The organism is Kocuria sp. CCUG 69068 (assembly GCF_020833785.1).
Classification (GTDB): Bacteria; Actinomycetota; Actinomycetes; order Actinomycetales; family Micrococcaceae; genus Kocuria; species Kocuria rosea.
On the sequence record NZ_PDDL01000024.1, the window covers coordinates 13,642 to 27,454 of the forward strand.

General features: G+C 72.5%; 12 protein-coding genes. 11 read left to right on the forward strand and 1 reads right to left on the reverse strand.

The genetic code is table 11. The features are described from left to right. The first annotated feature begins 65 nt into the window (after window positions 1-65). The 8 genes from CRM73_RS06920 to CRM73_RS06955 all read left to right on the forward strand — a co-directional run bounded on the left by CRM73_RS06920 (window position 66) and on the right by CRM73_RS06955 (window position 9,620). The gene (locus tag CRM73_RS06920; RefSeq protein WP_017832101.1) at window positions 66-1,382 is read left to right on the forward strand and encodes an ABC transporter substrate-binding protein; all 1,317 of its coding nucleotides are present in this window, start codon (window positions 66-68) and stop codon (window positions 1,380-1,382) included. Window positions 1,383-1,446: 64 nt separating this feature from the next. Next, window positions 1,447-2,568 (forward strand): carbohydrate ABC transporter permease, encoded by a 1,122-nt coding sequence (locus tag CRM73_RS06925; RefSeq protein WP_035925905.1) that lies wholly within the window; start codon window positions 1,447-1,449, stop codon window positions 2,566-2,568. After that, window positions 2,565-3,461, forward strand: coding sequence for a carbohydrate ABC transporter permease (locus CRM73_RS06930; protein ID WP_017832099.1), 897 nt, complete (start codon window positions 2,565-2,567; stop codon window positions 3,459-3,461). The genes CRM73_RS06925 and CRM73_RS06930 overlap by 4 nt, the downstream gene beginning before the upstream one ends. Further along, window positions 3,461-4,915, forward strand: a complete 1,455-nt coding sequence (locus CRM73_RS06935; RefSeq protein ID WP_095651043.1) for a GH1 family beta-glucosidase — start codon at window positions 3,461-3,463, stop codon at window positions 4,913-4,915. The genes CRM73_RS06930 and CRM73_RS06935 overlap by 1 nt, the downstream gene beginning before the upstream one ends. Window positions 4,916-4,956: 41 nt before the next feature. Continuing rightward, window positions 4,957-5,976, forward strand: coding sequence for a LacI family DNA-binding transcriptional regulator (locus CRM73_RS06940; RefSeq protein ID WP_017832097.1), 1,020 nt, complete (start codon window positions 4,957-4,959; stop codon window positions 5,974-5,976). A 73-nt stretch (window positions 5,977-6,049) separates the two neighbouring features. Continuing rightward, window positions 6,050-7,111, forward strand: a complete 1,062-nt coding sequence (locus tag CRM73_RS06945) for a Gfo/Idh/MocA family protein (RefSeq protein ID WP_229587235.1) — start codon at window positions 6,050-6,052, stop codon at window positions 7,109-7,111. Between the two features lie 76 nt (window positions 7,112-7,187). After that, on the forward strand, window positions 7,188-8,291 hold the full coding sequence (locus CRM73_RS06950; protein ID WP_229587236.1) for a CPBP family intramembrane glutamic endopeptidase: 1,104 nt from the start codon (window positions 7,188-7,190) through the stop codon (window positions 8,289-8,291). A 9-nt stretch (window positions 8,292-8,300) separates the two neighbouring features. Beyond that, window positions 8,301-9,620: a M18 family aminopeptidase gene (locus tag CRM73_RS06955; RefSeq protein WP_035925927.1), complete on the forward strand. Its 1,320-nt coding sequence runs from the start codon at window positions 8,301-8,303 to the stop codon at window positions 9,618-9,620. 136 nt (window positions 9,621-9,756) lie between these two features. On the opposite strand, the gene CRM73_RS06960 is transcribed toward CRM73_RS06955, so the two are convergent. Then, complete coding sequence (locus CRM73_RS06960) at window positions 9,757-11,214, reverse strand: glyceraldehyde-3-phosphate dehydrogenase (protein ID WP_017832093.1); 1,458 nt, start codon at window positions 11,212-11,214, stop codon at window positions 9,757-9,759. Window positions 11,215-11,424: 210 nt separating this feature from the next. Between CRM73_RS06960 and CRM73_RS06965 the strand changes: the two genes are divergently transcribed. The 3 genes from CRM73_RS06965 to CRM73_RS06975 are packed head-to-tail and all read left to right on the forward strand — an operon-like array spanning window position 11,425 to window position 13,813. After that, a complete protein-coding gene (locus CRM73_RS06965) occupies window positions 11,425-12,354 on the forward strand; it encodes a carbohydrate kinase (RefSeq protein WP_035925929.1) in 930 nt (309 codons plus the stop codon). 47 nt (window positions 12,355-12,401) lie between these two features. Continuing rightward, window positions 12,402-12,920, forward strand: a complete 519-nt coding sequence (locus tag CRM73_RS06970) for a YbhB/YbcL family Raf kinase inhibitor-like protein (protein ID WP_017832091.1) — start codon at window positions 12,402-12,404, stop codon at window positions 12,918-12,920. A gap of 14 nt (window positions 12,921-12,934) precedes the next feature. After that, window positions 12,935-13,813, forward strand: a complete 879-nt coding sequence (locus CRM73_RS06975; RefSeq protein WP_229587237.1) for an HAD family hydrolase — start codon at window positions 12,935-12,937, stop codon at window positions 13,811-13,813.

Here is a 13,813-nt window from a genome sequence, read left to right on the forward strand (position 1 = left end):
GGCACAGCAGAGAGAGCGCTCTCTCAAGAGCAGCTCCTCTCCAGCCCTTCACATAAGGAGTGACCGTGGGACACACGCGACTCAAGCGAACGACAGCCCTGGCGGGTGCGGCGGCACTGGCAGCCGTCGCCACGGGGTGCGGCGGGGGCGGAGGCGAGCCGGCCAGCGCCGACAACCCCGTCGAACTCACCGTCACCACCTTCGGGACCTTCGGCTACGACGACCTCTACGGCGAGTACGAGGAGCTGAACCCGGGCGTGACCATCAAGGCCACGAACATCGACCGCGGCTCGAACGCGCGCACGGACGCCTTCACCAAGATCGCCGCCGGGTCCGGGCTCAGCGACGTCACCGCCATCGAGGAGGGCTGGCTCGGCTCGATCATGGAGGTCTCCGACCAGTTCGTGGACCTCAACGAGCACGGCGCGGCCGACATCAAGGACAACTGGGTGCCGTGGAAGTTCGAGCAGGGGACCGACCCGGAGGGCCGCGTCATCGGGTACGGCACCGACATCGGCCCCCAGGGCCTCTGCTACAACGGAAAGCTCTTCGAGGAGGCCGGTCTGCCCAGCGACCGCGAGGAGGTCGCGGAGCTCTTCGGCGGCGACGACGCCACCTGGGAGACCTACTTCGAGCTCGGCCGCGAGTACCAGGAGACCACGGGCAAGGCCTGGTACGACCAGTCCGGCTTCGTGTGGAACTCGATGGTCAACCAGCTCGACGAGGGCTACTACACCGCCGACGGCGAGCTGAACGTGGAGGGCAACGAGCAGCTGCGCGAGCGCTTCGACCTGCTCGCCGCGGGCACGCTGGACGGCCTCTCCGCCAACCAGACCCAGTTCGACTGGGGCAACGGCCAGGCCTTCGTGGACGGCTCCTTCGCGACCTTCGTCTGCCCCGGCTGGATGCTCGGCACCATCGAGGGCCAGCTCGAGTCCGCCGGCGGCGGCGAGGGCAGCGGGTGGGACTTCGCCGACGTCTTCCCGGGCGGCGCCTCCAACTGGGGCGGCGCGTTCCTCTCCGTCCCGGAGACCTCCGAGCACCCGGAGGAGGCGGCGAAGCTCGCGGCCTGGCTCACCGCGCCCGAGCAGCAGGTCAAGCAGTCGGCCAAGGCGAACAACTTCCCCAGCACCATCGAGGCCCAGGAGAAGCTGGTCGAGGACGCCGAACCGAACCCCGTGTTCAACGACGCACCCACCGGGGTGATCCTCGCGTCCCGCGCCGAGGGGGTCGTCGCCCAGTTCAAGGGCCCGCACGACTCCGTGATCCAGGAGAACGTCTTCCTGCCGCCGCTGAAGCGCCTCGACGCCGGGACCGCCACGGCCGACGAGGCCTGGGACGAGGCCCTCGCGCTTCTCGACGACCTGGTCGTCAACAACTAGCAGGACCCGGCCACGGGGCCTCCGGAATCCGCCGGAGGCCCCCTCACGGAAGCGCGAGACCCTCATGACCACGACAGCCCACCGCCCCGCCGCCGCGGCGCCCGCCGCGCCGGCGCCGAGTCCGCCCAGGCCGACCCGCAGACAGCGGCTCATCGTCCTGGACCTGAAAGCCTCCCCCTACCTGTACATCGCGCCCTTCTTCGTCCTCTTCGGAGTGGTGGGGCTCTTCCCGCTCGGGTACACGTTCTTCGTCTCGCTCTTCGACTGGCACCTGCTCACCGGCCGGGGCGAGTTCGTGGGGCTGGGCAACTTCACCGAGGTGCTGCGGGACCGGTTCTTCTGGAACTCGCTGTTCAACACGGTGAGCATCTTCCTGCTCTCGAGCATCCCGCAGCTGGCGGCCGCGGTGCTGATCGCGGCGGTCCTGGACCAGAACCTGCGCGCCAGGACGCTGTGGCAGATGAGCGTGCTGCTGCCCTACGTGGTCACCCCGGTGGCCGTGGCCATGATCTTCACGAACATGTTCGGCGAGCAGTACGGGCTCATCAACAACATCCTCGGCAGCTTCGGGGTCGACCCGATCCTGTGGAAGAACGAGACGCTGCCCAGCCACATCGCCATCGCCGCCATGGTCAACTGGCGCTGGACCGGCTACAACGCGCTGATCCTGCTCGCGGCGATGCAGGCGGTGCCCCGTGACCTGTACGACGCCGGCGCGATCGACGGCGCGGGCCCTCTCCGCCGGTTCTTCAGCATCACCCTGCCGAGCATCCGTCCCACGATGGTGTTCGTGGTCATCACGACCACCATCGGCGGCCTCCAGATCTTCACGGAGCCGAGGCTCTTCGACCCCGTGGCCGCGGGCGGCACGCAGCGCCAGTTCCAGACCACGGTCCTCTACCTCTGGGAGATGGCCTTCCAGCGGCAGAACTTCGGCAAGGCCGCGACCATCGCCTGGCTGCTCTTCCTCCTCATCCTGCTCTTCGGCCTGGTCAACTACCTGGTCTCGCGCCGCATCGCGACGGCGTCCGACGGGGGGAGGCCGCCGCGCAGGACCGGGCGCGGGGCCGATCGGCGGCGGAGGCCGCGTGCGGTGGACGCCGTCGTCCCCGACGCGGCGGCGAACACCGGCACCGGCGCGCCACGGGCGGCCGCAGCACCGACGACCACGAGGAGGACACGATGACCGTCACCGGCGCACCCACGAGGACCAGGACGCGGCGGCCGCGGGCGGTGCCCGTGCGCCGGCGGATCTTCGGGGACGGGCACCGCCCCGGCTTCCTCACCTACGGCCTGCTGTCCGCGTTCTTCCTGGCCAGCGCCTATCCGCTGTGGTGGTCGGTGATCATCGGCAGCCGCTCCAACGAGGCCCTCGGCCGCACCTGGCCGCCGCTGCTGCCGGGCGGCAACTTCTGGACGAACGTGGGCGAGGTCTTCGACACCATCCCCTTCTGGCTGGCCCTCGGCAACAGCGTGCTCATCTCGGGGATCATCACCGTCTCGGTGGTCACGTTCTCCACCCTCGCCGGGTACGCGTTCGCCAAGCTGCGGTTCAAGGGGCGCGACGGCCTCATGGTCGCGGTCGTCGCGACCATGGCCATCCCCACGCAGCTCGGCATCATCCCGCTGTTCATGCTCATGCGCGAGCTCGGCTGGACCGGCGAGATCGGGGCGGTCGTCGTGCCCACCCTCGTCACGGCGTTCGGCGTGTTCTTCATGCGCCAGTACCTCGTGGACGTCATCCCCGACGAGCTCATCGAGTCGGCCCGGATGGACGGGGCGTCGATGATCTCCACCTTCTGGCACGTCGCGCTCCCCGCGGCCCGCCCGGCCATGGCCATCCTCGGCCTGTTCACCTTCATGACGGCGTGGACCGACTTCCTGTGGCCGCTGCTCGTCCTCGACGCGAGCAACCCCACCCTGCAGACGGCGCTGAGCCAGCTGCAGTCGGCCCGCTACGTGGACTACTCGATCGTCCTCGCCGGCGCCGTCATGGCCACGCTTCCCCTCCTGGCGCTCTTCGCCGTCGCGGGCAGACAACTCATTTCCGGAATCATGCAAGGAGCAGTGAAGGGCTAATGCCGAACAACGCAGAAGACGCAGCCGTGCACCACCGCAGCTGGCCCGAGGGCTTCCTCTGGGGCTCGGCCACCGCCGCGGCCCAGGTGGAGGGCGCCGGGCACGAGGGCGGCAAGGAGGACTCCGTCTGGGACGCCTTCGCCCGTCTGCCGGGCGCCGTGGCCAACGGCGACACCCTGGAGGACGCCGTGCAGCACTACCACCGGATGCCCGAGGACGTGCGGATCATGAAGGAGCTCGGGCTCGGCTCCTACCGCTTCTCCACGAGCTGGGCGCGGGTGCGTCCCGGTGACCGGGCCCCGAACCCCGAGGGCCTGGACTTCTACTCCCGCCTGGTCGACGAGCTGCTCGAGGCCGGCATCCTGCCCTGGCTGACCCTGTACCACTGGGACCTGCCGCAGGCGCTCGAGGAGAAGGGCGGGTGGGCCCACCGGGACACCGCGCACCGTTTCGTCGAGTACGCCGACGACGTGCACTCGGTGCTCGGCGACCGGGTGCGGCACTGGACCACGTTCAACGAGCCCTTCTGCTCGTCGCTGCTCGGCTACGCGGCCGGGGTCCACGCGCCCGGCCGGCAGGACCCCCGGGCCGCCGTCGCCGCCGTGCACCACCAGCACCTGGCCCACGGCCTCGCGGTCGAGCACCTGCGGTCCCGCGGTGCCGAGCACCTGGGCATCACCCTCAACCTCAGCAACTCGATCCCCCGAGACCCCTCGGACCCGGTGGACCTCGACGCGGCCCGGCGGTTCGACTCCCTGCAGAACCGCCTCTTCCTGGACCCCATCCTGCGCGGCGCGTACCCCGAGGACACCCTCGCGGACCTGGACCGGTTCGGCCTCCGCGATCTCGTCCGGGACGGTGACCTCGCGACCATCGGGGCGCCCCTCGACTTCCTCGGCGTGAACCACTACCACGACGACCTCATCAGCGGGCACCCGGAGTCCTCCGGCGGCGACGGCCACTCCGGCGGCGCCAGCCGCCCCACGTCCTCGTGCTGGATCGGCTCCGAGGACATCGCGTTCCCGAGCCGCGGCCTGCCGCGCACGGCGATGGACTGGGAGGTGAACCCGGACGGGCTGCGGAAGCTCCTGGTGCGCCTGGGCGAGGAGTACCCCGCGCTCCCGCCCCTGTACGTCACCGAGAACGGCGCCGCCTACGACGACGTCGTCAGCGACGACGGCGCCGTCCACGACACGGAGCGCACCGAGTTCGTCCTCGGCCACATCGCGGCCGTGGGGGAGGCCATCGACCAGGGCGCGGACGTCCGCGGCTACTTCGTGTGGTCGCTGCTGGACAACTTCGAGTGGTCGTGGGGCTACGGCAAGCGCTTCGGCGTGGTCCGGGTGGACTACGGGACGTTCGAGCGCACGGTCAAGGACAGCGGTCGCGCCTACGCCGGGGTCATCGCCGCCGCCGCGGACCGCACGCCGGTGGCCCCGTCCACGGGCGCCTAGCATTGATGCCAGCCCACCCGCCGAGAGCACCGGAGATGATCATGACGCAGCGCGCAGGCGGCCCCCGGCCCGTGCCGACGCTCGAGATGGTGGCCGCGCTGGCCGGGGTCTCGCGGGCGACCGTGTCCCGGGTGGTGAACGACTCGCCCAGCGTCGACCCCGAGCTGGCGCAGTCGGTGCGGAAGGCCATCGAGGCCCTCGACTACACCCCGAACCGGGCGGCGCGTTCGCTGGCGAAGCGACGGGCCAACTCGGTCGCCCTGATCATCCCGGAGTCCACGTCCAAGGTGTTCGCGGACCCGTTCTTCACGACCGTGGTCCAGGGCATCGCGATGTACCTGACGGACACCGACTTCACCCTGAACATGGTCATCGCGTCCGAGGCGAAGCCCGAGAAGACCCGCAGCTTCCTGCTCGGCGGCAACGTGGACGGTGCCCTGGTGGTCTCGCACCACAGCGGCGACCACTCGTGGACCCACCTCTCGGGGTCGCTGCCCATGGTGTTCGCGGGTCGCCCGCTCGTCGGCGCCGAGGACGCCTACTACGTGGAGGTCGAGAACGAGGCTGCCGCCTGCAGCGCCACCCGGCTGCTCACCGCGAGCGGGCGGCGGAGCATCGCGACCATCGCCGGGCCGCAGGACATGCCCCCGGGCATCGACCGGCTGGCGGGCTGGCGGACCGCGGTGCGGGAGGCCGGGCTGGACGAGCAGCTGGTGGAGGTGGGCGACTTCACGCTCGCCTCGGGGGCCCGGGCCATGCAGCGGCTGCTGGACCGCGGCCGGCCGGTCGACGCCGTGTTCGCCGCGAACGACCAGATGGCGGCCGGGGCGTACACCGTGATCCAGGGCCGCGGCCTGCGCATCCCGGAGGACATCGCCGTGGTGGGCTTCGACGACGACTCCTTCGCGACGTCGGTGACCCCCGCGCTGACCACGGTGAACCACCCGATCGTCGAGCTCGGCCGGAAGATGGCCGAGACCCTCGTCGACATGATCGAGGGCCGGCCGACGGACCGGGTGACCATCATGTCGACCTCGCTCGTGCTCCGGGACTCCGTCTAGTCCTTCCCGCCCCGAGCCGGGCGACGCCCCGGCGCCGTCGTCGGCGTCCCCGGATCCTCCCCGAAAGGCCACCATGCCCCCTCCAGCCCTCCCCGCCCCGGTGACGGGCGACGACCCCGCGACGGCGACCGGCCGTCCCGTGCACTGGGGCGTCGTCGCCACCGGGTCGATCGCCGGCCGCGTGGTCCAGGACCTGGCGCTGCTCGACGACGCCGTGCTCTCGGCCGTCAGCTCCCGCTCCCGGTCCTCCGCCGAGGCGTTCGCCGAGCGCTTCGGCGCGGCCCGGAGCCACCACGACCACGACGGCACCACCGGCTGGGAGCGCCTCGTCGCGGACCCCGCCGTGGAGGTCGTCTACGTCGCCACGCCCCACGCCCAGCACCACGCGGTGGCCCGCGCGGCCCTCGAGGCCGGCAAGCACGTGCTCTGCGAGAAGCCGCTGACCATGAACGCCCGGGAGGCGGGGGAGCTGCGGGAGCTCGCCCGGGCGCGCGGGCTGTTCCTCATGGAGGCGGTGTGGACGCGCTTCCTGCCGAGCTTCGGGCGCGCCCTCGACATCGTCCGCTCCGGCGAGATCGGCCGGGTCCGCTGGCTCCAGGCGGACCTCGGCGCCCCGGTGCCGTACGACCCCGGGTCCCGGCTCTGGGATCCCGCGGCGGGCGGAGGGGCCCTGCTGGACCTCGCCGTGTACCCGCTCACCTGGGCGCTCGCGGCGCTCGGCGCACCGGCCGGCCTCACGGCCCACGGCGTCCTCCACGAGGACGGCGTGGACCTGCACAACGGCCTGACCCTCACCTGGGCGGACGGCGCGCACGCCCACCTCACCACGTCCATCGAGACGGACTGCCCGGGCACGGTGACCATCAGCGGGACGGACGGCTGGCTGCGCACCGGGGCGCCCCTCTACCACCCCGGTGAGCTCGTGGTCCGGTCCGGGGGAGCCGCGCCGCGGACCGAGCGCTTCCGGGCCGCCGGGCACGGCTTCGCCCACGAGCTGCGGGAGGTGACCCGGTGCCTCCAGGCCGGCCTGACCGAGAGCCCGCGCATGCCGGTCGCGGACACCGTGCTGGTGCTGGAGCTGCTCGACGACGCGCGCCGGCAGATGGGCCTGCGCTACCGCAGCGACCTGCCCTGACCGGCGGGCGCCACGACGGGGCGCCCCCGAACTGTCGCGTGTCCGGAAGGGACCGGCTGCGGATACCGTGGGAGGCATGACCACGCGCGCCGCCCCCTGGAGGCAGGGATCCCTCGACGACGACCCCTCGGGCCCCGGGCCCCGGCTCCTGCCGTACCACCGGCTCGGCCACGCCGACCCCGACCACCGGTGGTGGAAGCCGCTCGTGGAGCTGCTGCTCTTCGGCGCCTTCTACGGGGTGCTGGCCGTCGTGTTCGGCATCGTGTGGGCCGTGGGGCTCGTGGCCGTGCGCGGCGAGGAGGCCCTGGACGAGGTCTTCCTCGGGGGCACGGAGCTGGACATGATGGACCCGGCGATCTTCTTCATGCTGTTCTTCTCCCTGGTCCTCATGATCCCGGCGCTCCTCGCGGCCCGGGCCGTCACGGGCCCCCGCCCCCTCGGGCTGCTGCTGTCGGTGACGGGACGGCTGCGCTGGGGCCTCCTCGGCCGGTGCCTCCTCGTGGCCCTTGCCGTCTACGCGGTGGGCCAGGCGGCCGCCCTCCTCGTGGAGTACGCGCTGCTCGGCTCGCTGACCGCCCCGCAGCCGGTGGAGGGCTTCTGGTGGCTGATCGCCATGATCGTGCTGGTGGTCCCGCTGCAGTGCGCGGCGGAGGAGCTCGTCTTCCGGGGCTACCTGCTGCAGACCGTGGGACGGTGGCTGCGCCGGCCCGTGTTCGCGATCCTGCTGCCGGTGCCCCTGTTCACGTTCGGGCACCTGTACGACGCCTGGGGGCTGCTGGCGGTCGCGGTCATGGCGGTCGTCGCCGGCTGGCTGACCTGGCGCACCGGCGGGCTCGAGGCGGCGATCGCCCTGCACGTGGTCAACAACGTCATCGCCACGCTCTTCGGCGCGCTCGGCCTGGCCGACCCGGACGCCGAGGAGTCGTCCTGGGTGGCCCTCGCCCTCTCGGCGGGCCTGCAGCTGCTCTTCGCGTGGCTCGTGGTCCGCGGCGCGCGCCGGCGCGGCGTGGAGGTGACCCGGACCGTGCACCCGCCGCGGCCGGCCCTCCTCCTCGCGGCCGGCCCCGGACCCGGTGGGGAGGGCCGTGGGCCCGGAGCCTGGGTGTGCCCCGGCCCGCCCGCCTGTCCCGGTCACTGGGCGGGACAGGCGCCCGGACGCGCGCCCCAGCACCTTTCGTAGACTGACGGCATGGAACCCCGCACCGCAGTCGACCCCCGGTCCGCCGTCGAGGACCTCGGCCGCTACGTGATGGAGTCGCCGAGCTCCTTCCACGCCGCGCACGCCGCCGCCGCCCGGCTGGAGGAGGCGGGCTTCGTCCGCCTCGACGAGACGGAGGACTGGGCCCGGACCGGCGTCCGCGGGCGGCGCTACGTGCTCCGCGACGGGGCTGTCATCGCGTGGGCCACCCCGGCGGAGGTCCCCCCCGCGGCGGGGTTCCGGATCCTCGGTGCGCACACCGACTCGCCGGGCTTCAAGCTCAAGCCGAGGCCCACCACCACGGCCCACACCTGGCACCAGGCCGGGGTCGAGACCTACGGCGGGGCGCTGCTGAACTCGTGGCTGGACCGCGAGCTGCGCCTGGCGGGCCGGCTCGTGGTCCGCGGGACGGACGGCGCCCCGGTGGAGCACCTGACCGCCACCGGCCCCGTGGCCCGCATCCCGCAGCTCGCCATCCACCTGGACCGCGAGGCCAACAAGGGCCTGCAGCTCGACCGCCAGCAGCACGTGCAGCCGATCTGGGGAGTGGGGCAGCCGGAGGACGCGGACGTCCTCGCGCTGCTGGCCGAGCACGCGGACGGCGGGCCCGTGGACCCGGCCCGCATCGTCGGCTACGACGTGGTGCTGGCGGACGCCCAGCCCCCCGCCGTGTTCGGGCAGGGCGGTACGCTGTTCGCCTCCGGGCGGCTGGACAACCTGTCCTCCGTGCACGCCGGGCTGAGCGCGCTCGCCCGCGAGGCCGAGGCGGTCGAGCAGGGCCGGCACATCGCGGTGCTCGCCGCGTTCGACCACGAGGAGATCGGCTCCCGCACCCGCTCCGGCGCCGCGGGACCGTTCCTCGAGGACGTGCTGGTGCGCATCGGTGAGGGCCTGGGCCGCTCCGCCGCCGAGCACCGGCGCTCCCTGGCCGGGTCCGTGTGCCTGTCCGCCGACGCCGGGCACCTGGTGCACCCCAACTACCAGGGCCACCACGACCCCGTGAACCAGCCGGTGCCGGGGGCGGGGCCGCTGCTGAAGATCAATGCGGACCAGCACTACGCCACGGACGCCGTGGGCGCCGGGATCTGGGCCGAGGCCTGCGCGCGCGCCGGTGTGGGCTACCAGGAGTTCGTCTCCAACAACCGGGTGCCGTGCGGGTCCACCATCGGGCCCATCACCGCGGCCCGGCTGGGGGTGCGCACGATCGACGTCGGCATCGGCCTGCTGTCGATGCACTCGGCCCGGGAGCTGTGCCACGTGGACGACGTCGCCGCCCTCGGGGCGGTCGCGGGGGCCTTCTACACCGCCTGACCCGCCGCGCCGCCGTTCGAGGGGCGCCGTCTGCTCGACCTGCTGCGCGGGGGGTCGCCACTGAACGGTGCGAGTCGGTCGTTCCGTTCGGTGGCGACCCCTCGGCGCGGACGGTCCGCTGCCGGTGAGGGGCGGCTCAGCCGGGGATCGACGCCGTGCCGACCGCGACCCGCTCGGCCGGGAACTGCGGCATCGCGATGTCGGCCATCCGGGCGAGCACCCGCACGACCTGGCAGGAGTAGCCGAACTCGTTGTCGTACCAGACGTAGAGCACCAGCGAGCTGCCGTTGACGATCGTCGCGAGACCGTCGACGACGCCCGCGCGGCGGGAGCCCACGAAGTCGGTGGACACGATCTCGGGGGAGTCGGTGTAGTCGATCTGCTTGCGCAGGGACGAGTTCAGCGAGATGTCCTTCAGGTACTGGTTGACCGCGTCCTCGGACTCCGGGGCCTGCTCGAGCTGCAGGTTGAGGATGGCCATGGACACGTCCGGGGTGGGGACGCGGATCGCGTTGCCCGTCAGCTTGCCGGCCATCTCCGGCAGGGCCTTGGCCACGGCCTTCGCGGCGCCGGTCTCGGTGATGACCATGTTGAGGGCGGCGGAGCGGCCCCGGCGGTCGCCCTTGTGCCAGTTGTCGATGAGGTTCTGGTCGTTGGTGTAGGAGTGGACCGTCTCCACGTGGCCCTGCGCGATGCCGTACTTGTCGTGCAGGACCTTCACGACCGGGGTGATCGCGTTGGTGGTGCAGGACGCGGCGGACAGGATGGTGTCCTCCGGGGTGATGACGTCGTCGTTGACCCCGCACACGATGTTCTTCAGGTCGCCCTTGCCCGGTGCGGTGAGCAGCACCTTGGCCACGCCCTTGGCCTGCAGGTGCTTCGAGAGCCCGGCCTCGTCGCGCCACACGCCCGTGTTGTCCACGACGATCGCGTTGTCGATCCCGTAGGCGGTGTAGTCGATCTCGGTGGGGTCGTTCGCGTAGATGAACTTGATGGCCACCCCGTTGGCCGTGATGACGTCGTTCTCCTCGTCGACGTGGATGGTCCCGTCGAACTTCCCGTGCACCGAGTCGCGGCGCAGGAGGGAGGCGCGCTTGACCAGGTCGTTGCCCGGCTTCTTGCGCACCACGACGGCGCGCAGGTTCAGGCCGGTGCCGTCGTTGCGGTTGATGAGGATGCGGGCGAGCAGGCGGCCGATGCGGCCGAACCCGTAGAGCACCACGTCCTGGGACTCCGGGGAGTTCTGGGCCCTGCGGTCCACCACGGGGGCGAGCTCCTCGCGCAGGAACGACTCGAGGTCCTGGTCCGACTCCTGGGCGAGCCGGTTGAGCTTGCCGAGGTCCACCGCGCAGGTGCCGAGGTTCAGCCCGGACATGGCCTCGAGCAGGCGGGTCGTGTCCTCGAGGGGCAGCTCCTCGCCGTCGATCCGGCGGGCGAAGCGGTGCGCCTTGATGATCTGGGTGACGGACTTGTGCACCAGGGAGCGGCCGTAGACCGTCGGCACGACCTTGTTCTCACGGTGCAGGCGTCCGACCAGGGGGACGATGCCCTCGGCGAGCGACTCGCGGTCGGCCCAGCTTTCAGGAGTGCTCAAGAATGACTCTCTTCCTCGGCCGGGGACGTCATCGTGTCCGGCCGTGACGTGCCGCGCCTCGTTGCGCGGTCGGGTGCGCGCCGCTGCGGTTCGCGCAGGACGCCGCCCTCCATTCTAGGGGCACCGGGGGCGGGAAGGGCTCCCGTTACGGGCCCGGCGGGCCGGTCCGGTGCCGGGGGCGGCGGGGCCGGCGGGTGCTACCGTGAGAGCATGCTGACGGTCATCGGTGAGGCGCTCGTGGACGTGGTCTCGAAGCGCGGCCAGGAGCCCCGCGCGCACGCCGGGGGAAGCCCCATGAACGTGGCCGTGGGCCTGGCCCGGCTCGGCCACGAGGTCCAGTTCCTCGGCCGCTACGGCGAGGACGAGTACGGCACGCAGGTCGAGGCGCACCTGCGGGACAACGGCGTGCTCCTGCCCTTCGACGCCGACACGCGGCCCACCTCCGTGGCCGAGGCCGTCATCGGGGAGGACGGCGCCGCGACCTACGACTTCCAGCTCGACTGGTCCCTGGACCTCTCGGACGAGCAGCTGGCCGAGCTGCTCCGGGACACCTCCCTGCTGCACGTCGGGTCGATCGGGGCGATGCTCGAGCCCGGCGCCTCGAAGGTCCTGCACGCCGTGGAGCAGGCCCACCGCTCGGCCCTGATCTCCTACGACCCCAACTGCCGGCCGTCCATCATCCCGGACTCCTCGGACGCCCGGGCCCGGGCCGAGCAGCTCGTGGCCCTCGCCGACGTCGTGAAGGCCTCGGACGAGGACCTCCTGTGGCTGTACCCCCACCGCAGCGTCGAGGAGAGCGCGGGCGCCTGGCTCAAGGCCGGCGCGGAGCTCGTCGTCGTCACCCGCGGGCCCCTGGGGCCCTGGGCCCGCACCCGCGCCACCGGGCCGCGCGGGGTGGAGGTGCCCGCCGCCCGCACCACGGTCGTGGACACCGTGGGGGCCGGGGACTCCTTCATGGCCGCGCTGCTCGGCTGGCTCACCGACCACGGCTACACGGGCGCGCCGGCCCGCGAGCGGATCGACAACCTGGACGAGCAGCAGGTCGGCGAGCTGCTGCGCTACGCCGCCGCGGCGGCCGGCGTCACGGTCTCCCGCGCCGGCGCGGACCTGCCCCGCAAGGACGAGCTGCCCGCGCCCTGACCCGTCCCGCCCCGACCCCCACCCGGTCCCGTCCCGAAGGAGAGCCCGTGCCCGAGCGCGATCCGTACGCCGACCTGCCCGACCTGCCGAGCTTCACCCTCACCTCCGAGGACATCTCCGACGGCGGCCCGCTCGCCCCGGCCCAGCTCTCGGGCATCATGGGCGCCGGTGGCCAGGACGTGTCCCCGCAGCTGAGCTGGTCCGGGGCCCCGGAGGGCACGAAGAGCTACGTGGTCACGGTCTTCGACCCGGACGCCCCGACTCCCAGCGGCTTCTGGCACTGGTGCCTGTCCAACATCCCCGCCGACGTCACCTCCCTCGCGCGCGGCGCGGCGTCCGACCCTCCGGCCGGGGCGGTCAAGCACCGCAACGACGGTGGCACCGACGAGTACGTGGGCGCCGCCCCGCCCCCCGGCCACGGGCCGCACCGCTACATCGTGTGCGTGACCGCCGTGGGCGAGGAGCAGATCGAGGTCGACGAGAGCGCCAGCCCCGCCGTCGTCAACTTCCAGCTCTTCAGCTCCGGGATCGCCCGCGCCTGCCTCACCGGGACGCACGAGGCCTAGGTGGCAGTACACCCGTGAGCCCTGATCCGGAGGTCCCCGGGACGGCGCCGATCCGGATGATCGCCAGCGACCTCGACGGCACCGTCCTGGGGCACGACTTCCGCTTCCGCCCGCGCACCGTCGACGCGATCCGCGCCGCCCAGGACAGCGGCATCCACGTGGTGTTCGTGACGGGCCGGCCCATGCGCTGGCTCGACCCGCTGCGCGAGCAGCTCGGCCACGAGGGCGTGGTCATCTGCTCGAACGGGGCGGTGGTCTACGACCTCAGCGCCGACCTGGTCGTGGAGTCGAGCCTGTTCCCGGCCCGGGACGCCTTCGCGGTCATGGACGAGGTCGCGGCCCGGCACCCCGGCACGCTGTTCGCGGCGGAGACCCTCGAGGGGGTCTTCACGGACCACGGGTGGGCCAGGACCGACCGGATGGAGGTCGGCGCCCCCCTGGTCGGGGCGCTGCGGGACCGGCTGCCGGAGGACCAGGGGCTGGTGAAGTTCCTGGCCAAGCTGGACACCGCCGAGCCGCAGGAGTACTTCCGGGCGCTCGCCGAGCTCGTGGCCGGCCGGCTGTCCGTGACGCACTCCGTGGCGGCGGCCCCGCTCGTGGAGATGGGGCAGAAGGGGCTCACCAAGGCGCGCACCCTCGAGCAGTACGCGGCCGAGCGCGGCATCCGCCCGCACGAGGTGATGGCCTTCGGCGACATGCCCAACGACCTCGAGATGCTCACGTGGGCCGCCCACGGCTACGCCATGGCGAGCGGGCACCCCGCGGTCGCGCGGGCCGTGGGCCGCACGGCCCCGCCGTTCGAGGAGGACGGGGTGGCCCAGGTGATCGAGGCCCTGCTGCGCGGCGGCCGACCTGGCGCGTCATGGGCGGGACAATCCGCTACCACGGGGTAA